15 protein-coding genes are annotated in these 20192 nt (G+C 38.6%); 4 read left to right on the top strand and 11 right to left on the bottom strand.

What is annotated here, in order from left to right; all coding sequences use genetic code 11:
- The first annotated feature begins 65 nt into the window (after positions 1-65).
- Positions 66-668 (top strand): DUF2179 domain-containing protein, encoded by a 603-nt coding sequence (locus G466_RS0119330; protein WP_026815092.1) that lies wholly within the window; start codon positions 66-68, stop codon positions 666-668.
- A 192-nt stretch (positions 669-860) separates the two neighbouring features.
- Positions 861-1790: a hypothetical protein gene (locus tag G466_RS0119325; RefSeq protein ID WP_026815091.1), complete on the top strand. Its 930-nt coding sequence runs from the start codon at positions 861-863 to the stop codon at positions 1788-1790.
- Positions 1791-1880: 90 nt separating this feature from the next.
- Here the strand turns inward: G466_RS0119325 and G466_RS0119320 are convergent, their stop codons facing one another.
- The 8 genes from G466_RS0119320 to G466_RS0119285 all read right to left on the bottom strand — a co-directional run bounded on the left by G466_RS0119320 (position 1881) and on the right by G466_RS0119285 (position 12194).
- Positions 1881-2969 carry a Gfo/Idh/MocA family protein gene (locus G466_RS0119320; RefSeq protein WP_026815090.1) on the bottom strand — a complete coding sequence of 363 codons (1089 nt, stop codon included), beginning with the start codon at positions 2967-2969 and terminating at the stop codon, positions 1881-1883.
- Positions 2970-3102: 133 nt separating this feature from the next.
- Positions 3103-3690 (bottom strand): superoxide dismutase family protein, encoded by a 588-nt coding sequence (locus G466_RS0119315; RefSeq protein WP_026815089.1) that lies wholly within the window; start codon positions 3688-3690, stop codon positions 3103-3105.
- A gap of 106 nt (positions 3691-3796) precedes the next feature.
- Entirely contained in the window at positions 3797-5008 is a 1212-nt protein-coding gene (locus G466_RS0119310) for a bifunctional alpha/beta hydrolase/OsmC family protein (RefSeq protein ID WP_026815088.1), read from the bottom strand.
- A 4-nt stretch (positions 5009-5012) separates the two neighbouring features.
- Positions 5013-5696 (bottom strand): DUF2490 domain-containing protein, encoded by a 684-nt coding sequence (locus tag G466_RS0119305; protein WP_026815087.1) that lies wholly within the window; start codon positions 5694-5696, stop codon positions 5013-5015.
- 222 nt (positions 5697-5918) lie between these two features.
- Positions 5919-6653 carry an NYN domain-containing protein gene (locus G466_RS0119300; protein ID WP_026815086.1) on the bottom strand — a complete coding sequence of 245 codons (735 nt, stop codon included), beginning with the start codon at positions 6651-6653 and terminating at the stop codon, positions 5919-5921.
- Between the two features lie 159 nt (positions 6654-6812).
- Positions 6813-8450, bottom strand: coding sequence for a M1 family metallopeptidase (locus G466_RS0119295; RefSeq protein ID WP_026815085.1), 1638 nt, complete (start codon positions 8448-8450; stop codon positions 6813-6815).
- Between the two features lie 197 nt (positions 8451-8647).
- Complete coding sequence (locus tag G466_RS0119290) at positions 8648-9979, bottom strand: M28 family peptidase (RefSeq protein ID WP_026815084.1); 1332 nt, start codon at positions 9977-9979, stop codon at positions 8648-8650.
- Between the two features lies 1 nt (position 9980).
- Positions 9981-12194, bottom strand: coding sequence for a bifunctional alpha,alpha-trehalose-phosphate synthase (UDP-forming)/trehalose-phosphatase (locus tag G466_RS0119285; RefSeq protein WP_026815083.1), 2214 nt, complete (start codon positions 12192-12194; stop codon positions 9981-9983).
- 104 nt (positions 12195-12298) lie between these two features.
- Here G466_RS0119285 and G466_RS0119280 point away from each other — a divergent pair, with 104 nt between their 5' ends.
- Both G466_RS0119280 and G466_RS0119275 read left to right on the top strand, forming a co-directional pair.
- On the top strand, positions 12299-14116 hold the full coding sequence (locus tag G466_RS0119280) for a glycoside hydrolase family 15 protein (RefSeq protein WP_026815082.1): 1818 nt from the start codon (positions 12299-12301) through the stop codon (positions 14114-14116).
- Between the two features lie 351 nt (positions 14117-14467).
- Positions 14468-16513 (top strand): dipeptidyl-peptidase 3 family protein, encoded by a 2046-nt coding sequence (locus tag G466_RS0119275; RefSeq protein ID WP_026815081.1) that lies wholly within the window; start codon positions 14468-14470, stop codon positions 16511-16513.
- Positions 16514-16627: 114 nt separating this feature from the next.
- On the opposite strand, the gene G466_RS0119270 is transcribed toward G466_RS0119275, so the two are convergent.
- From G466_RS0119270 to G466_RS0119260, 3 genes are all read right to left on the bottom strand, one after another.
- Positions 16628-18433, bottom strand: coding sequence for an acyl-CoA dehydrogenase family protein (locus G466_RS0119270; protein ID WP_026815080.1), 1806 nt, complete (start codon positions 18431-18433; stop codon positions 16628-16630).
- Positions 18434-18557: 124 nt separating this feature from the next.
- Positions 18558-19748, bottom strand: a complete 1191-nt coding sequence (locus G466_RS0119265) for an acetyl-CoA C-acyltransferase (protein ID WP_026815079.1) — start codon at positions 19746-19748, stop codon at positions 18558-18560.
- 65 nt (positions 19749-19813) lie between these two features.
- Positions 19814-20161, bottom strand: a complete 348-nt coding sequence (locus G466_RS0119260) for a four helix bundle protein (RefSeq protein ID WP_026815078.1) — start codon at positions 20159-20161, stop codon at positions 19814-19816.
- Positions 20162-20192 lie beyond the last annotated feature (31 nt).

Below are 20192 nucleotides of genomic sequence, written 5' to 3'. Positions count from 1 at the left end.
GCATCTTCAAACAAACAACTTTTTTTTAACCGTTGGTTGTTACTTTTTTATAAGAAATTTAAATTATGGAGCAATTTTTTTACGAAAATTTTGGAGTAAGTGAGGGAGTTTTAAACTATGTAATCATTCCTCTGTTAATTTTTGTGGCAAGGATCGGAGATGTTTCCATTTCTACCATCCGGATCATATTTGTTATGAGCGGGAAAAAGAATATTGCCCCTATTTTAGGTTTTTTTGAAGCTCTTATTTGGTTATTGGCCATAGGACAGATAATTAGTAATATAGATAATGTTTTCTCTTATATAGCCTATGCAAGTGGATTTGCAACAGGGACTTACGTAGGAATGTATATAGAGGAGAGACTGGCTCTGGGCCGTGTGGTGTTAAGATTAATCACAAAGGAACCAGTTCATCAATTTCTAGATTTCTTAAAAGAGAACGATTATCGCTATTCCATGCTAGATGGAGAAGGTAGTACAGGGAAAGTGAACGTTGTTTTTTTAGTCCTAAAAAGGGATTTGCTAAACAATTTGACCGAAGCAATTAACAAATACCACCCTAATGCATTCTACACCATTGAAGGGGTAAAAATGGTTAGTGAAGCAGACCTATCGGAAGAAGTACCAAAGGGAATTGGCTTTAGGTGGATTCAATTAAAAAGAAAGTAAATAGTGGGGAATTATATTCTATTAAATTCTTTAAAGTTAGTAATGTAAAAAAATAATTCATTTTTTTACATTATTAACTCTTCTCCCCTTTTACTATTGACTCCTAGCAATCGTATTTGGAGAATATTTTAATTGTATCTAAATTGTAGAATGTACTATTGCACGAAGATATTTATCCACTTTTATAAAACCATGGGTGTACGAAATAGGAGGAGCTCCCTTATTATAATGTTATTTCTTGGTTTGATCCCTATATCAAGTTTTGGCCAACAAGTAAAAGATGTGCCCAATGCCTTTAGATCTATCAGCTCCGTTCCAGAAATTTTTCTCGTGAGAAATATAATAAAGGTGCCCACTAAGGGAGGTCATTTGCAAGGGGTACAGGTTATCCAGCAAAATGGAAAAGAAAAATTATTAGCCTCAGGAAGTTCATTTTCCAAAGCCTATATTTTACAAGTAGATTTAGGTACCCTTAAATCCGATAAACTTATTTCCCTTAAGAAGGAACCATACAGGCATGCTGGTGGTTTCCAAGTTAGTAATGGACTGTTAGCTGTTGGAATTGAAGATAATTACAGTAAAACAACCTCCAAAGTGTGCGTTTATAATTATAGGACCACCCTCCTTTATAAAGCACAGCCTACTATTGTTATAGATAGACATGGCGAACCCGAAAAACAAACTGCTGGAGCGGTAGGATTATTGGCATTGGAAAATTACAGCTTGATGGTGGTCGGTAATTGGGACTCTCGTAATTGGGATTTCTACCATATTAAACCCGAAGAAAACGTAAAAAAGAAACTCGCAAGCTTTTCTGCCCCGTTGGACTGGCCTGCCTATCAATCCATAAATCTGATTAGGGATAATAACGCTATTTACGCCATTGGATTCTACAACGGTGACAATAATTTAGGGTATGCCGATTTAATTCTGGTTAGTAAAACAAATTCCTTTCTCCCTATAATGAAGAAGGTGTTATCCAAATCTTTTACTGGTAAAAGTAAGGTTCACTTCGGAATTGCGGCCGGATTGCAAGTTGATGACGAAGGGAATCTACACGTGTGGTCCGTCCAAAGTCACGCTCTTAAAAAATTTACCGTCAACAGGTTTTCTGAGCAATAAGAATATCTCCTAGTTCGTATTGGGATCAGTAGTTTTGAAGGGATATTAATTGCTGATTAAAGATCGGAAATAATACTGCTACTCTATAATCTATATCATAATCGCACATTGTTGTGCAGCCGATTTATAGATTGATTCTACCACTACAATATCACGCAAACCTTCTTCTCCTGGCGCTATTAAGTCCATATTATTTAAGATTGCATGGGCATCCTCATCCATTTGCTTGGCCTGTTGGTTTGGAATAGGGAAATTTATAATGGTGCCATTAGACATACTTCCATTGTTGCCACTATAGCTGGAATGTGGTTGCATTTTTAACCATCCATTTTCATAGGTAATATGTAAGTGGTTCATATTGATTCCAAAACTGGTATGGCATGCTGCCAAGGCACCACTGGGAAATTCTAACTGAAACATCATGGTTTCTTCCACTTCATGATATATTTTAGGTCGCGTAGTAGAAGCTTGTGCCAGTACGGAGATAGGCTCCTCTCCTGTTGCCAATCGGGCTCCTTGTAAAGCATAAACTCCCATATCCCCCATAGCACCACCACCCATTGCTTTGCTTTGTTTCCAATGGTCGGTCCTCCCGTCAAAATAACCAGCTGCTGAGCTAATCATTTTTACCTTTCCAAACGGACGATCATTCCCTACTTTCATATACGCCTGAATGTTTGGATCGTGCTGACAGCGGTATCCGATAGCCAATTTTACTTTATTGTCTTTACATGCTTTAATCATAGCCTCACATTCGGCTACAGAGGGAGCCATAGGTTTTTCGCACCAAACATGTTTTCCAGCCTTGGCAGCCCTAATCGTATATTCTGCATGCATGGATGGTGGTAAAACCACATAAACCACATCTATATCTGGGTTGTTGGCTATATCATCAAAATTTTGATAGTCATATATATTCTTGTCTTTAATTCCATAATTAGCCTTCCAGGCGGGAATTTTATCTGGGCTTCCAGTCACAATTCCCCTAAGTTCACAGTTTTTTGTCAGCTGTAGGGCAGGAGCGAGGAGGTCCTTACTATAATACCCCAAACCCACTAGGGCAACCCCTAGTTTCTCTTTTGCGGGTCTAGTGGCAGATAACAATACATTAGGGGAAAATGCTGCAGTGGCTGCGATAATACCTGTGTTTTGAATGAAAATGCGTCTTTTGTTTACCATGGCTCCCAATTTATCCCAGGAAAATACAATAAGTATTTTAATAAATCAATTTTAACTAATTGAAGTCGGTTAAATTAGGTGTAAAAAAAAAGCTGCCTATAAGGACAGCTTTTAAGATTAATCAAAATAAAATTTATTCTATTATACCGGTACAACTTACTCTTCCACCTGCATCACCAGTAGGCTGAGTAACAAAATCGTCAACTCCTTGATGAACAATCACTGCCTTGCCGATAATATTTTTAGTTTCATCATCACAACCTAGACACCACTCGTCAGTTGAGAAATCTACAGTAGCATTACCATCTGCATCTGCTGTTAAGTTCCCAATATCTCCACGGTGGTAACCCGCTTCATCTCCCCATTTTCCGTGTTGTGCAAAAGTAGGATTCCAATGCCCACCGGTAGACGTACCATCTGCAGCAGAACAATCTGCTTTCTCGTGAATATGAATTGCATGTTCACCAGGAGTTAAGCCTGTCAGGGTAGCTTGCATTCTAACGGTGCCATTTTCCTCCGTAAAGGTTACATCACCCGTAACGTTACTATCACTTTTCGGTTCCATTGAAAACCTAAGGACTTTCACTTCCTCTTCTTCTGTTATCTCCTCCATTTTGGATTCAATACCATCAATTGCGTTCTCACTCTCTTTTTTTACTTCTTTGCAACTGTAGCTTGCAAATAATAGAAGGCTTAGAGATACTAATTGTATTTTTTTCATGTTTAACTATTTTTAGTTATAAAAAGATAAAGTTAAGTATAATTTTGGGGGACATCAACCATAAATCAAAAGGATTTTAACACTATCGATCAGGATCTTCACCTATCTACACAATTTTGGTAGAAATGTGGATCTTAGTTTCTAGGGTTCTATGTACGGGACACTTATCGGCAATTTCTAATATTTTGGCAATCTGAGGTGCAGCTAAAGTACCCACTAGTTTTATTTCCCTTTCAAATGTATCTATCTTGGAATTGTCCGATTCACAATTTTCACAGTCTTTAGCGTGTACCTTTTTATAAGAGGTATGTACTTGAACATTTTCTAGCGGCCATTTTTTTCTTTTAGTATACATCTGTATGGTCATTGCCGTACATGCCGATAATCCAGCGGATACTAATTCGTAGGGTGATGGCCCAAAATCATTTCCGCCAAAAGAAATAGGTTCATCTGCAGTAATATAATGGTTGCCTATTTTCATTTCGGTGGTAAACCCATCGTTTTTGTCCAAACTGGCCACAACCTGGTGGTCTGTATCCAGAGGTGCGCTTTTAGGAAAATCTAAATATCGTTTGGCCCATGCCGCAATTAGGTTTCCAGTATATTTTCCATCCTCTACATTGCTCAATAAATGATCGGCTCCATCTAGACTTACAAAACTTTTGGGATGATGTGCCGCTTGATATATTTCTTTCGAATTGTTAATTCCAACCACAGTATCTTGTGGTGAATGTAGTATTAGGAGCGCTTTTCTATTGTTCTTTATACGTTCTTTTAAGGATTGGGATCGTAGATCGTTTAGAAATTGATTCTTAACCGTAAAACTGCGCCCTCCAACATTTACTTCAGCAACACCAGTATTCTCTATTGTTTCCAATTTATCTTTAAAGATATGGGTAACATGCTTTGGATCCGATGGTGCACCAATAGTCGCAATGGCCTTAATTGAGCTTATTTCTTCTGACGCCAAAATAGCGGCAGCTCCACCTAGAGAATGACCAATAATCAAGGAAGGGGAGGAGTAGTGCTCTTTTAAGTAATTGGCTGCCTCCACAAGATCCCCTACGTTGCCAGAGAAGTTGGTATCTGCAAATTCGCCCTCACTTTCCCCCAGTCCAGTAAAGTCAAAACGCAATACTCCAAAACCTTCAGTGGTCAAAGCCCTGCTAATATTCCGTATGGCGGGAAAGTTTTTATTGCATGTAAAACAATGAGCGAACAGCACAAAATTATGGGGTTGTTGATTGGCTGGTAAAGCAAGTCGGCCTACCAAAGTATCCCCATTTGAATTGGTAAAAGTTACTTTTTGAAGATTCATAGTATTACTTTTTTTTAAAGAAACCCCTAAGGTCCGGATTATAGGTTACCCCTAATAAGAGACGTTCATAATTAGCATGGGAAAAATGGGTTTTTAAAAACCCTGCTTCCACATTTAGATTGTTGGTGACACGTACTCCTAGCCCTGCGTAGAGTCGGTTCTGATTAAAAATATCCTCTTGTAAATTTAGCATTACTTCATCAGAAAGGTTAACAAAGAAGGTATTGGTAAGGGGCAGGGTCAACTGCAGGCGATACCTAGCTCTGTGTTGGGTCTCGTTTTGATCCCCAAAATCCAGAAATCGCTGTTCCAAAACATATCGATGCTCCAGATACATTTCCCAAAATTGCTGCTTTAACGTTACTTGTTCAAAAATACGGTGCTCTCTTATATTTTCTTCATCAGGGAATTCTTCAAAAGTGTCATCAGTAAATAAATAGGCATAACCCAATGTGATATTCACCTCCTTGGCAAAGGAGTAATTTGCCCCCGTCCGCAGAACGAGCTCCTGAAAATTTTTGGACTGTTCAAAATAGCGGAGTTGCACCTCCGTTAATACACTCATTTTTTCCGAAACCCTATTATGACCAACATATTGATACCAAAAGCCCGTCTTATGATCACCTGAATCTTGCGCATTTAAATTAACAATGCATAAAAGTAGGCAGAGACCAAAAATATTTTTCATGTTTTAATTTTAGAATTATGATGTATGCCTATGCGCCACTAATCAATCCTAAAGTGTAGAGGAAGAACAGCTTCTTAAAGAATTCTCCACTTCGCATGTACACCATATAGAGAGAATGGCAACAAACAGCATTACCTGCCAAGGATAGGTTCTACCTAAACAACATATATGGCTGCTTTAATTACAGCATAGCACTAATTGGGCATACATAAACTAGGTCCTTTACTTATTTCTTACATATATTAATTTAAAACGGCCCTTTGTATTTTCCCGTTGATCGATTTCAAAATTCTTAATGGATTTGATAAGGGGAGTCAGCTTTTGAAACCCGTAATTTCTAGAGTCAAAATTGGGTTGCTTTTTCTGTAATAGACTGCCCACATCTCCTAAAAATGCCCATCCATCGTCATCTGCCACATCAGATATGGTAGAGGCAATAAGCTTAATTTCTTTAGCGGTGATCTTATCCACATCATCTTTCTTACCTTTTTTGCGATCTGATGCTTCTGAACTACTCTCTTCAGTCTGATTTTTTAGAATCTCTATATAGATAAATCGGTCACAGGCTACAATAAAAGGGTTAGGAGTCTTTTTTTCTCCGATACCGATCACATTCATGCCCGCTTCTCTTAGTCGCGTTGCCAATCTTGTGAAGTCGCTATCACTGGATACAATGCAAAAGCCACTTACCTTGTTAGAGTACAGGATGTCCATGGCATCGATTATCATTGCTGAATCAGTAGCGTTTTTTCCCGTTGTATAGGCGTATTGCTGAATGGGAGTGATGGCGTTCTCCAATAAAAGGTTCTTCCATTTGGCCAGTTTTGGATTGGTCCAGTCTCCATAAATACGTTTAATGGTAGGGTTGCCGTATTTGGCAATTTCCTCCATCATTTCCTTTACATAGGCAGAGGGAATGTTGTCGCCATCGATTAATACCGCCAAATTTGTATCCATAATTTAAATGATTTTATATTTTTTTAATTACGTTGTTTATTGATTTTACGATTATAAGTTAAAAGCCATTTTATACCCGTTATTAGGGTAAACATGAACTACAAAGCTAAAGATAACTTAGGATTGTTCTATGAAAAAATGGGCTCAAAAACAATTTTCCTATACTTTAATGGATTCTATATAGAAATTTTTATCTACCGATATGGCCTTAATTTCATTATCTAAGGATATTGTTTTCCATTTCGCTGTTGGAAATACCCACTCTTCGTTCCCATTTAACCTAATTTTCACTGGCATATCAAAACCTGCAACAATATTGGTATATCTAAAACGCAGTTGATGGCCATCCGCCCAGTATTCTAACCTCGGTATTTGTGTGGTGCGGAGATATTGGTTAAAAAATTGAGTGAGATCAATGCCTGCTTTTTGACTAATATACTCTTCAATCTGCGCTGTGGTTACGGTTTGATGATAGAATTCTTCATTCAATCCCCTTAAAATAGCTCTCCATTTTTCATCGTCTTCTAAAAGCTGTCGCAAGGTGTGAAGCATATTGGCGCCCTTATAATACATGTCTCCAGAACCGCTTTTATTAACGCCGTAGGGACCAATAATTGGGATGTCGTTAGCGATTCCCTTTCTGGTTCCAATAACATATTCAGCGCCTGCATTTTTACCGAAATGATAGTCTAGATAAAGACTTTCGGAATAGGTGGTAAAACTCTCATGGATCCACATATCAGCTATATCCTTGTAGGTGATATTGTTGGCGAACCATTCGTGGCCTGACTCATGAACTAGGATAAAATCGAACTTTAAGCCCCAACCGGTACCAGAAAGGTCCCTTCCTAAATAGCCATTTTTAAATCCGTTCCCGTAAGTTACTGAGCTTTGGTGCTCCATTCCCAAATACGGGGCCTCAACTAATTTATAGCCATCATTATAAAAAGGATACGGGCCAAACCAATGTTCAAAGGCGCTCATCATCATAGGAGCTTGCTGAAATTGTTTCTTTGCTTTCTCTAAATTTCCAGCTATTACATAATAATCCATACTCAATTTGCCATTTTCCCCGTCGTAAGTCTCGCCAAAATGGACGTAATCGCCAATATTTACATTAACCCCATAGTTGTTTATCGGATTCGTAACATACCAGTGATAGGTGGTAGTTTCCCCATGCTCCTCTATTTGTTTAAGTTTCCCGTTAGAAATATTCATTAGGTCTTTGGGCACGGTAACACTTATAGCCATGCTATCAACCTCATCATACATATGATCCTTGTTTGGCCACCATACACTGGCACCGAGCCCTTGACAGGAAGATCCTATAAAATGTTTATTATTGGCGTCTTTTTTCCAAGAAAATCCACCATCCCATGGCGCTTTCACTGCTTCCCTTGGATGACCGGAATAGTAAACGGTGAGCTCATTAATGGCTCCTTTGCGTTGTTTTTTCTTTAGTTTGATAAAATGTGCGCTACCATTGGATTTGTATTTTAGCGATTTGCCATCTTGCAACACCTTAGTAATTGTTAACGGTGATTGTAGGTCTATTTGAAGCACTTGAGATTCATCTAACACAGTATAGCGGACAGTATTGCTCCCAGCGATAAATTTTTTTTCTGGGTCCACCTCTATGTTTAAGTGATAGAAATCTACATCCCACCATTCCCTTTCGGGAGTTATGCTACCACGAAGCGTATCTTGCTCCGTAAAATTCTGGTTTTGCCCAAATGCGCTAAAAAAAATAGAGATAAGAAAAATAGAGATGAATTTATGAATCCTGTTTTTGATCATAGTCGTAATTGATGGGTATTTGATAGTGTATTATTTTGCCTACAATTTTTCATTGCAACAAATTTATTATTTAAATTGGTACTAGCCCAAATACAGGTCCTATCAAAAAGTTTTTTTTGGATTTAATGGTTCTTAACATCGGATTTAAAAAAACTGAGACAACACTGGTTCACGCACCAAATACCTAGTTATTGGGATTATTTAATAATTTTATTAGGAAAAACCACCACACTTTCAAATCCATTTTCTCCCACAGCCGATACTCCAAAGAAATAATTATCGATTACAATTCCCTCTAAGGTAAAAGCAGTAACATCGCCAACATACCTACTATGGTCCCAGGTGGGGGAGGTGGTTTCTCTCCAATATATTTTATAACCCTTTGCACCGCTAACTTCACTCCATTGAAGTGTAACCGCAGGAGCTACTATCCCGCCAATTCCAATTTCATTTGGGGCAGGAGGTGACCAAGCCAAGGATGCCAAGTTAATAGCGTTAACCGCGGTTAGCTTTTTAGCATAATTAAAGTTCACATGCTCCAATACATCCCCATAGGAAATACCGTCTTCTATTCGAATATCTTGATGTTGTTGGGTATAATTTTCATGAGCCTCCATAATACGTATTCCAGCAAAGCCCAGATCGTTAAAGGGTCTGTGATGTCCACCTCGGCCAAATCTGTCTAGCCTATAGATCATCATGGGATTCATTTCTGGCATATAGGTCAGCACATTTTTGTGCACATAGCGAGCGAGTTGCCTACTTGTACCGTCTACTTCCCCGCCGTAGAATCTACGCATTTTTCGCTCTTCCTCTGTTTCTGTGGGTGGCACTGGTTCGGAGAATATCCTGAAATCGGTATTACTGATGATTCCATCTACTCCCTTGATATTCCCAATCATGTCATTATTGAATACCCCAATAATTTCCCATCCTTTTTCCTTTGCCTGTTTTGCAAAGCCCTGACCACCAAAAAGGCCTTGTTCTTCACCAGACAAACCAAGGTACATTATACTGCTCTCAAATTGATAATTAGAAAGCACTCTTGCGGCTTCTAAAGTGCCTGCCATTCCACTAGCATTATCATTGGCGCCAGGGGAATTTGAAGTAAAATCGTTAGGGTCGCTTACACGGGAATCAATATCCCCGCTCATAATAATATATCGATTGGGGTATTTTTCCCCTCTTTGTATAGCTACCACATTCACCACCCAAGTATCTTTGGTAATACGCTGATTTATACCAGACTTTACCAGGTCTTTTTGAGATGTTACTTCAAGGCAATTATCACATGACTTAGAGATGATATCAAACTCTTTTTTTATCCAGCGTCTTGCGGCGCCAATACCACGAGTAGTGGAAACCGTATCGCTTAAAGTATGTCTGGTGCCAAATCCTGCAAGGGTAGAAATATCGTTTTTTATCCTTTCCGCTGAGACTGCTTCAATGATATCATATATACGTTGATCGGTCTGGGCGTTTAAAAAACCGACTAATAAAAATAAGGTAATTGCCTGTAGTTTTTTCATATTAGGACTTGTCCGTAAACTTATTGAGTAATTGTCTAACATTACTTATGCTGTTCACATAAAACTTAGCTTGAGTCTTTTGGCGGCCAACCTTTACTGTAAAGGCGGATTCTGGTAATTCTTCAAACATAAATTCATCCGTCCAGTCATCGCCTATCGCAAAAACAAAATCATAATCTTGTTCGGAGTATACTCGCATAGCAGCACGTCCTTTATTTATATTGCTACTCTTTATTTCCATCACCTTATTGCCATTTAAAACACTTAAATCATCATTGGCAATTAGACTAGTGAGCACAGTATTGAGTTCAGTAGCCCTTTTCTGACCAAAATCTGGATCGGTATTCCGATAGTGCCAGGCCATAGAGTAATTCTTCTCTTCTATAAAACTACCTGGGGTCCTATCAACAAAGGACTCTAGTACGGGAAGAATCTTTTCCATCCAATCTTTTTTAACGTTTTCCAGCATTCTAAAGTCTTCCCCATTTTGGGATATCCATACGCCATGCTCTACGATCATATTGTATTTTTTTGGCAAAAACCATTTCGTAAAAGTTTCTTTGTCCCTGCCGCTAATTAAATATAGATCAGTATTTTCCAGTGCAGCAAGCTTGTCCAAGAGATGGTATAATTCTTCATCTGGACTTGCTTTTTGGGGGTCGTTTTGAAATCCTGCTAAGGTGCCATCATAATCTATGAACAATAGCTTTTTCTTGGCAGACTTAAACTCATCTATTACATTCTTCGCCCTGGAAGCAGATAGTTTGCGAGACTTATGTTGTTTTTCGTTTTGTTTTTGCTCCAGAAGTGAAGTCATAAAATCATTTGCCCATTTTTCTACATTATAGCGCTCCAGTCTTTTTTGTAAAATGCCGTTTCTTGCCTGCTGCTCTTCCTTGGGCATATTAATTGCTTGGAGTAATGCCTCCGATATCTCTTCAAAATTATTGGGGTTTATAAGTAGCGACTCGTTCATTTCATTGGCAGAACCAGCCATTTCACTGAGTATTAGCACTCCTGTTTTGTCCGTTCTGGTAGCTATATATTCTTTGGCAACTAGGTTCATCCCATCCCGTATAGGGGTCAGCCAAGCAATATCGCAAGAGGTGTAGAGATCTATTAAATTTTCAAAAGGCATAGAGCGGTAAAAGTACCATATTGGGGTCCAGCTTACCGTAGAAAATTCCCCGTTTATTCTTCCCACTAATTCGTCTATTTCCTTTTTTAATAGTTGATATTGTGGCACATTGGAGCGGGAAGGAACCGCTAGGATAATAAGTCGCACCTTCTCCTTGTATTGAGGGTTTTCGTTTAAAAAATATTCGAAGGCCTTAAGACGTTTAGCAATTCCCTTAGAATAATCCAAGCGGTCTATGGAGAGTAAAAATTTAGCATTGGGCTGATTTTTCTTGTGCATATCCAACCGCTTCTGCAACTCCGATTTATCTACTTCCTTATTTTCGTGATGTTTCTTTGCAGCATCACTAAACTTCTTATAATCTATCCCCATGGGAAAAGAATCTACCTTAATAACCCGGTCATCTAAGTGAATATCGTTAAAGCTGACCTCTAGGCGTAATAACCGTCTTACAGAGCTTAAAAAGTGTCGTTCGTAATCGTAGGTATGAAATCCGATTAAGTCTGCTCCTAGCAGCCCTTCAAGTACTTCTTTTCGCCACGGTAAGGTTCTAAATATCTCATAAGAAGGGAAAGGTATATGAAGAAAGAAACCAATGGATACATTGGGGCGTTGCTTCCTAACCATTTGTGGCACCAACATCAATTGGTAATCATGGACCCATATAATATCGTCATCTTCCGCTTTCTCTAGAATGGCATCGGCAAATTTCTGATTTACGGCTTTATAAATATTCCAGCTTTCCAGTTCAAACTCTGCATATTCCAAGAAATAGTGAAAAAGGGGCCAAATGGTACGATTGCTAAAGCCATAATAGAATCCATCTACCTCAGCCGTAGTTAAGCTTACTTTAGAAGAACCGTGTTTTGCCAATGCTTTGTCTATTTCTGGCGCTAGCCCATTAGGAATCTCCTCATCAGTTAATCCACTCCATCCAATCCAAAGACTATCTCCCCCAGAGTGTACAGATTTCATTCCAGTGGCTAACCCACCAACACTGGGGGTGGCCGTAATTTTGCGATTATCAATTTGTAATTGTACGGGTAACCTGTTTGAAATTATAATGGTTTTAGACATAAAATGAGAATTTTTGGATGTTTTCGGCATTAATTTTCCTAAATTTCGACAAAATCATGGGAAATTCCTATTTTTAAATCTTTACAGTTACAATATTTACGTTTATGGATAATTTAGATTATGGTATAATTGGCAATTGTAGAAGCGCCGCATTAATTTCTAAAAACGGATCTTTAGATTGGTGTTGTTTGCCAGAATTTGATTCAGCCTCTATTTTCGCAAAACTTCTAGACGAGAAAAAAGGGGGGAGTTTTGAGATTTTAGTCGATGAAAGTTATTCCATAAATCAAGAATATGTTCGTAATACCGCTATTTTGGTTACCCGTTATTCAGATGGAATAAATATTTTTGAAGTGCACGATTTTATGCCCAGATACCATAGGCCAAGTCCTAAAGGTGGATATAACGCACCTCCTGAAATTGTAAGGTATATTAGATATGTGTACGGAAAACCAGTTTTCAAAGTGCTGTATAATCCTAAGTTGGAATATGCCCAAGGGGAAACAAAGACGTATATTAAAGATAATTTTATTGCAAGCCTCACTAGGGAGGTGAGATTTGATACTATATTCCTTTATACCTCATTTGACAAACAGACCGTAATGAACGGTGGAGATATAAACTTGGAGGAGGATGGGTATTTTTTATTGGGATATAATGAGAAAATTCTAATTCCCACTTTGGAGAAAGTGTACTTGGAAATGGAACGTACTAAGGTATATTGGCTTAACTGGTCCAATAAGACACCTACCTACCACAGCTATAGCGATCAAATAAAGCGAAGTGCCCTTACCCTTAAAATGCTTAGCTATGATAAGTCTGGCGCAGTATTGGCCGCAGCTACTACTTCTTTGCCAGAAACTATTGGGGAAGTTAGGAATTGGGATTATCGATTCTGTTGGATCAGGGATGCTTCCATGGTAATTAAGGTGGTTTCTAGACTAGGTCATAAAAATATTGCTAAAAGATACCTGCAATTTATAATAGACCTAATGCCCGATAAGGATGAGAAATTACAAATTATGTACGGTATCAATAAGGAGAAAAAGCTCACAGAAAAAACCCTAGAGCACTTAAGTGGGTATAAAGGATCAAAACCGGTCCGTATAGGTAACGCAGCTTATAAACAACGTCAGCACGATATATATGGTATTTTAATGGATGTTATCTATACCCAGTTGGAGGAATTTGATACCGATATTGAAAATGGAGAGGAGCTTTGGAATATTACCAAAGGAATTGCCTGGATCGTTGGAAATCACTGGCAAGAACCAGATAAGGGTATATGGGAATTTAGAACCGAAAACAGACATTTTACCTTTTCCAAAGTGCTTTGCTGGACAGCGATTGATAGGGCATTAAAAGTAGCGGAATTCTTTGGGAAAAAACATAGACTGAAGAAATGGCGCACCTTAGAAAGGGAAATTAGGGAAGATATCCATACAAATGCTTGGAATGAAGAGAAACAAGCATTTACCCAATCCTATGGGTCGCCACACCTAGATGCCTCAGTGCTTTTAATGGAGTCGTATGGGTTTATAGAGGCAAAAGACCCCAAGTACGTGAGTACGGTACATGCAGTTGAAAAAGAACTTTGCCATGACGGACTTCTTTATCGTTATAAAAATGAGGACGATTTTGGGTTGCCCTCATCATCCTTTACTATTTGTACTTTTTGGTTTATAAATAGTCTATTTAAAATAGGGGAAGAAGAAAAAGCGATAGCGCATTTTGATCAACTTTTAAGTTATAGTAATCATTTAGGTCTATTCAGCGAAGATATTGATTTTAAGACCAAAAGACTTCTAGGAAATTTTCCGCAAGCCTATTCCCATTTGGCGTTGATAGAATGTGCAATGAATTTCTCCAAGAAGCGTAGTGAAATAGATATTTTAGAATCTATGGAAAAAAATGATAAGTAATTATTACTGTTTTGCTAGAGCTTAAGAGTGCTATTCCAATTAAATTCTTTTAGTTCCGGTAGGTGGTCCAAGGAGAGAGGTGAATTCATTACATCCTATACTCCTTATTTGTATAAACCACCTACCAGGTTATGCTACTGCCTTTTATTTGCACTTCCATATTTTACCTCACAGCCCTATAAGAATTTCTTTTGAGGTATTATCATTTTTCTATACCTCACATTCCTACCCGGTATAAATTGAAATGGAGCTCCTAATTGAGGAAATACAAATTAAATATTTTATAATTCTAACATTTTATTGATGAATCGTTAATTTTGCGCTTAAGCTAATTTAAAATATACACGCGAAATGAACTTAAAGTTAATGGCAGGTAGTCTTCTTTTGCTAGGCACGTTAGTGGCTTGTACTGAAAAGAAGATGGTAGAAAAGCCTGTAATGGAAACAGAGCAGAGCTTTGATTATTCGGTAGACCAATTTGCCGATATTAAAATCTTAAGATATCAAATCCCTGGATTTGAGGAGCTAACACTAAAAGAGAAGAAATTGGTTTACTTCCTTACTCAAGCCGGACTGGCAGGTAGGGATATTATCTGGGACCAAAACTACCGGCATAACCTTACTATTAGAGAGGCTTTAGAAAATGTCTATACCCGTTTTGAAGGAGATAAGACCTCGGACGATTGGAAGTCTTTTGAGGTGTATATGAAAAGGGTATGGTTCTCCAACGGAATCCATCACCACTATTCAAATGACAAGATTATGCCCGAATTTTCAGCGGACTATTTAAATTCTCTGTTATCGGAAACGGGTACTGAATTAAAAGGAGAAGCTTTTGACGTAATTTTCAACGATAAGGATAGTAAAAAGGTAAATAAGAAAAAGGGGGTGGACATTGTAGCTTCTTCTGCAGTTAACTTTTACGACCCTTCAGTAACCGACGCAGAAGTAGAAAATTTTTATAAAACTGCTTATAAAGGACCTAAAGGAATGCCCATTGAAACGGGTTTAAATTCTAAACTTGTTAAGGAAAACGGGAAATTAGTTGAAAAGGTGTGGAAGTCTGGCGGACTCTATGGAAGTGCCATAGATGAGATCATTAAATGGCTGGAAAAAGCACAAGGGGTTGCTGAAAATGAAAAACAGGCCAGTGCATTGGGACTTTTGATTGAATATTACAAAACTGGAAGTTTAGATACTTGGGATAAATACTGCATTGAGTGGGCCACATCCACTTCAGGTAATATTGATTGGATCAACGGTTTTATTGAAGTTTACAATGACCCAAAAGGGTATAAGGGGTCTTATGAATCTATTGTACAAATCAAGGATTTTGAAATGTCCAGACAAATGGCGGTCCTATCTGATAATGCACAATGGTTTGAGGATAATGCGCCTTTACTTCCAGAGCATAAAAAGGAAAAAGTGGTAGGTGTATCCTATAAAACGGTAAATGTGGCAGGAGAAGCAGGAGATGCATCACCAAGTACTCCAATAGGAGTGAACCTTCCCAACAACAACTGGATTAGGCAGCAACACGGAAGTAAATCGGTTTCCTTAGGAAATATTATCAATGCCTACAACCATGCCGGGGGTACGGATAGATTAAAGGAATTTGCCCACGATGCAGAGGAGATTGAATTGGAAATAAAATATGGAGAAATAGGGGATAAGCTGCATACCGCACTACACGAAGTAATAGGGCATGCGTCTGGTCAAATAAACGAAGGCGTTGGTCAACCTAAAGAAACCCTTAAAAACTATGCCTCTACTATTGAAGAAGGTAGGGCTGATCTAATAGGGCTTTACTATTTGATGGATCCTAAATTACAGGAGCTGGGATTGGTAGACGATTGGGAGAAACTAGGTAAGGCGGCCTATGATGGTTATATCCGAAATGGTTTAATGACCCAGCTGGTTCGTATCAACCTTGGGGATGATATTGAAGAAGATCATATGGTAAACCGGCAATGGGTTTCTGCATGGGCTTTCGAAAAAGGAAAGGCAGATAATGTGATTGAGAAAATTACAAGAGAAGGGAAGACCTATTATAATATCAATGACTATCAAAAATTACGAGAGTTGTTTGGTCAATTATTACAGGAGACCCAAAGAATGAAATCTGAAGGCGATTTTAAAGCTGCTCAAGATTTAGTAGAGGGATATGGGGTAAAAGTAGATCAAGAAATTCACGCTGAAATAATAGAAAGAAATTCTCAATTTAAATCTGCTCCTTATAGTGGCTTTGTAAATCCAGTGTTGGTTGCAGAAGTAAATGAGGCTGGTGAAATCACCGATATTGAGGTAACTCAACCTAAGAATTTTGAATCTCAGATGTTAGAGTATGCTAAGAATTTTAGCTTTTTAACCATAAAACATACTGAAGCAGTTAATTAAGTGATGAGCTTTATGTAATAGTAAATCAGTGATTTGTAACAACATAAAAATTAAAAAGCCGTTCCTTTTGGAAACGGCTTTTTGTTTTGCCTCCATAGGAAGCTTCTACTTGAGTTAGTCAAAGGTATAACCATTATCCGCAGCTACTCTATCGGCAATTTGTGTGCGTAAAGCCACTACGTTAGGTTGATTTGTATATTTTGTGAAACGTCTAAGTCCCATTAGCATCATGCGTTGCTCATCGCCTTCAGCGAAAGAAACTATAGCTTCCTTTCCTTTTTGGATGATGGTGTCCACTGCAGTGTATAAGTATAATCTAGACATTGCTATTTGAGTGGATTGAGCTTCTTCTCCGAAACGTTTCGCATTTTTTTCTGTTCTAAGGATCGTAGATTCCGCCATATAGATTTCAATCAGAATATCGGCAGCAGAGAGCATTAGTTGTTGATGGTTTTCTAAATCAGGTCCATATTTTTGTACGGCACTACCGGCAACCATTAAAAACACTTTCTTCAGTCGTGCTAATAAATCCTTTTCTTCCGCAAACAATTCGGAGAAATCAGGCACATCAAAAGAAGGTATTCCCATTAATTCTTCACCTACCTTGGTTGCTGGTCCTAGAAGATCTACATGGCCCTTCATGGCTTTTTTAACTAGCATACCTACAACCAACATTCTATTGATTTCATTGGTTCCCTCATATATTCGGGCAATACGGGCATCTCTCCATGCAGATTCCATTGGGGTGTCTGCAGAAAATCCCATTCCCCCAAAAATTTGGATTCCTTCATCCGTCGTATTCTGAACGTCTTCGGATGCAGCTACTTTTAAGATAGAGCACTCTATAGCATACTCTTCAACACCCTTTAGTTCCGCTTCCTGATGAGAATTGCCTGCAGCCTGTCTCATGGCAATCCTATCTTCAATGTTTTTTGCAGCCCTATAACTTGCAGACTCATCTGCGTAGCAATTGGTGGCCATATTTGCAATCTTTGCTTTTATAGCGCCAAAATTGATAATTGGTGTCTTAAACTGGATTCTTTCATTAGCATATTTAGTAGCCTCACCAATAACACGTCTTTGCGCTTCCAAACAGGCAGCTGCCAGTTTTATCCGACCTATATTCAACGCATTCATAGCGATCTTAAAACCGTTGCCACGTTCCGAAAGCATATTCTCTATCGGAACTTTGGTATCGCTAAAGAATACTTGGCGGGTAGAGGAGGAGTGGATTCCTAATTTCCTTTCTTCTTCTCCCAAAGTAATTCCATTACTGGGGTCATTCTCCACAATAAAACCAGTAATATTCTTATCGTCCTCAATCCGAGCGAAAACAATGAACAGATTACAGAATCCGGCATTGGATATCCACACTTTTTGTCCCGAAATGCTATAGTATTTACCATCATCAGAAAGAACAGCTTTGGTCTTTCCAGAATTGGCATCGGAGCCGGCACCTGGTTCGGTTAAGCAATAAGCGCCAAACCATTCTCCTGAAGCCAATTTGGGTACGTATTTTTGTTTTTGCTCTTCAGTACCATACAGGGTAATAGGCATGGTGCCAATTCCAGTGTGTGCACCAAAGGCGGTACTAAAAGATCCAGTAGCCCCAGAAATATAATCACATACCAACATGGTAGATACAAAACCCATCCCCATTCCTCCGTAAGATTCCGGTACTGCAACACTTAATAATCCTAATTCCCCCGCTTTGCGCATGGTTTCTTCGGTATAAGCGTAATCTTTATTTTCAAATCGCTCCCAATGAGCCCAAAGCTCTCTATCCACAAATTCTTTGGTGCTCTCCCGCATCATTTTTTGCTCTTCGGATAAATCCTCAAGCGTAAATACATCCTCACATTTTGTTTCCTTTACAAGGAATTGTCCTCCTCGTAAGATTTCTTTATCTGTAGTTTCCATAGGCCTTTTCCCGATCTGCTTTTCGATCTGCAGGTATAACGGGCGTTTTAAAATTTAACGTTATTTTTCACTCACTAGGTGAGAGCGGTAATTGATTGATCATTTTGTTTAAAGAGTCAACTTGTTAATTTAGGAACTCATAAATCCCTGCTGCTCCTTGTCCGGTTCCTACGCACATGGTAACCATACCATATTTCCCTTTCATATTTCGCTTTCTCATTTCGTCGAACAGTTGAACGGACAACTTGGCACCTGTACATCCTAATGGATGGCCTAAAGCGATGGCTCCACCGTTAACGTTTACAATATCAGAGTTAAGGTTTAACTCTCTAATTACTGCTATGGATTGAGAAGCAAAGGCTTCGTTTAACTCAATTAATTCTACATCCTCTTGCTTTAATCCCGCTTGCTTTAGCGCTTTGGGAATGGCTTTTACCGGTCCGATCCCCATAATCCGAGGTTCTACACCTGCAGCAGCATAATTTACCAGTCTGGCAATGGGTTCCAAGTTTAATTCTTTTACCATTTCTTCGCTCATTACCATTACAAAGGCGGCGCCATCACTCATTTGGGAAGAGTTTCCAGCAGTAACGCTACCTCCAGCAGCAAATACGGGGCGAAGTTTCGCCAAAGCTTCTAAACTAGTTCCTTTACGGGGACCTTCATCTTTGGTGACCGTATAGTTCTTTGTCGCCTTTTTTCCGTTCTCATCTATATAAATCTGCTCTACATCTATTGGTACGATCTGACTTTGGAAGCGGTCTTCTGCTTGCGCTTTTAACGCTTTCATATGGGAATGGTAGGCAAACTCGTCCTGATCTTCCCTAGATACCTTAAACTGCTTGGCAACAGCTTCAGCAGTATTTCCCATACCCCAGTAATAATCTTCGTGACCAGATTTAGCCAAGTCGTAATTAAGTTCTGTTTTATAGCCAGTCATAGGGACCGCACTCATGCTTTCTGCTCCCCCAGCAATAATACAATCGGCCATACCAGCTTGAATTTTTGCGGTGGCTACTCCAATAGTTTCTATTCCAGAGGCGCAAAATCTGTTTACAGTAACTCCAGGAACGTCAACTATGTCTAATCCCATTAAAGAGATGAGTCGTGCCATATTAAGCCCTTGAGAACCTTCTGGCATGGCGTTTCCTACAATGACATCGTCAATGCGTTTTTTATCGAGCTGTGGCAACTCTTTCATCATATATTCTATGGTTTCCGCTGCCAATTCATCTGTACGCTTAAAGCGGAAGACCCCTTTAGGAGCTTTTCCTACCGCTGTTCTATATGCTTTTACTATATATGCTGTTTTCATGATTTTAGTATTGAGTATTTAGATATGAGTATTGAGATTTTAGTGTTGGATATTTATAAGGTGATTTATAATGTTTTTTGAAATGAATAATTCATTTTCTGAATTTCAATGCATTGTTCAATAATGGGTTGTACTTTTTCTTTTGATATTAAATTTAACTCCCACAATAGAATTAATTGTGTTTGTAGTTCATAGGCAGATCCATTTGCAATTGACAAAAAGTGTTTAAATTCTTTATTGGAGTTTCTTCCTGCACCTTCTGAAATATTTGAAGGTATAGAAATGGAACACCTTTTTATTTGAGATTTTAGCCCGTAGTTTTCATCAGAAGGTAACTCAGTTACAAGTTGATAGATAGATTTTGTTAAATCCATAGCCTTTCTCCAAATTTTTAAGCCTTCTACTTTATGCACTTCTGTCTAACTACTCAATACTAATATCTCA

It is taken from the genome of Arenibacter certesii DSM 19833 (genome assembly GCF_000429545.1).
Classification (GTDB): Bacteria; Bacteroidota; Bacteroidia; order Flavobacteriales; family Flavobacteriaceae; genus Arenibacter; species Arenibacter certesii.
Note: the sequence above shows the minus strand (reverse complement) of the source record. Positions and strands in the feature narration are given on the sequence as shown.

Excerpts from the sequence above, each read along its gene's own strand:
- G466_RS0119290 (WP_026815084.1), bottom strand. The coding sequence starts at position 9,979 with ATGAAAAAACTACAGGCAATTACCTTATTTTTATTAGTCGGTTTTTTA.
- G466_RS0119280 (WP_026815082.1), top strand. The coding sequence starts at position 12,299 with ATGGATAATTTAGATTATGGTATAATTGGCAATTGTAGAAGCGCCGCA.
- G466_RS0119295 (WP_026815085.1), bottom strand. The coding sequence starts at position 8,450 with ATGATCAAAAACAGGATTCATAAATTCATCTCTATTTTTCTTATCTCT.
- G466_RS0119305 (WP_026815087.1), bottom strand. The coding sequence starts at position 5,696 with ATGAAAAATATTTTTGGTCTCTGCCTACTTTTATGCATTGTTAATTTA.
- G466_RS0119315 (WP_026815089.1), bottom strand. The coding sequence starts at position 3,690 with ATGAAAAAAATACAATTAGTATCTCTAAGCCTTCTATTATTTGCAAGC.
- G466_RS0119275 (WP_026815081.1), top strand. The coding sequence starts at position 14,468 with ATGAACTTAAAGTTAATGGCAGGTAGTCTTCTTTTGCTAGGCACGTTA.
- G466_RS0119320 (WP_026815090.1), bottom strand. The coding sequence starts at position 2,969 with ATGGTAAACAAAAGACGCATTTTCATTCAAAACACAGGTATTATCGCA.
- G466_RS0119330 (WP_026815092.1), top strand. The coding sequence starts at position 66 with ATGGAGCAATTTTTTTACGAAAATTTTGGAGTAAGTGAGGGAGTTTTA.
- G466_RS0119285 (WP_026815083.1), bottom strand. The coding sequence starts at position 12,194 with ATGTCTAAAACCATTATAATTTCAAACAGGTTACCCGTACAATTACAA.
- G466_RS0119265 (WP_026815079.1), bottom strand. The coding sequence starts at position 19,748 with ATGAAAACAGCATATATAGTAAAAGCATATAGAACAGCGGTAGGAAAA.
- G466_RS0119310 (WP_026815088.1), bottom strand. The coding sequence starts at position 5,008 with ATGAATCTTCAAAAAGTAACTTTTACCAATTCAAATGGGGATACTTTG.
- G466_RS0119270 (WP_026815080.1), bottom strand. The coding sequence starts at position 18,433 with ATGGAAACTACAGATAAAGAAATCTTACGAGGAGGACAATTCCTTGTA.
- G466_RS0119300 (WP_026815086.1), bottom strand. The coding sequence starts at position 6,653 with ATGGATACAAATTTGGCGGTATTAATCGATGGCGACAACATTCCCTCT.
- G466_RS0119325 (WP_026815091.1), top strand. The coding sequence starts at position 861 with ATGGGTGTACGAAATAGGAGGAGCTCCCTTATTATAATGTTATTTCTT.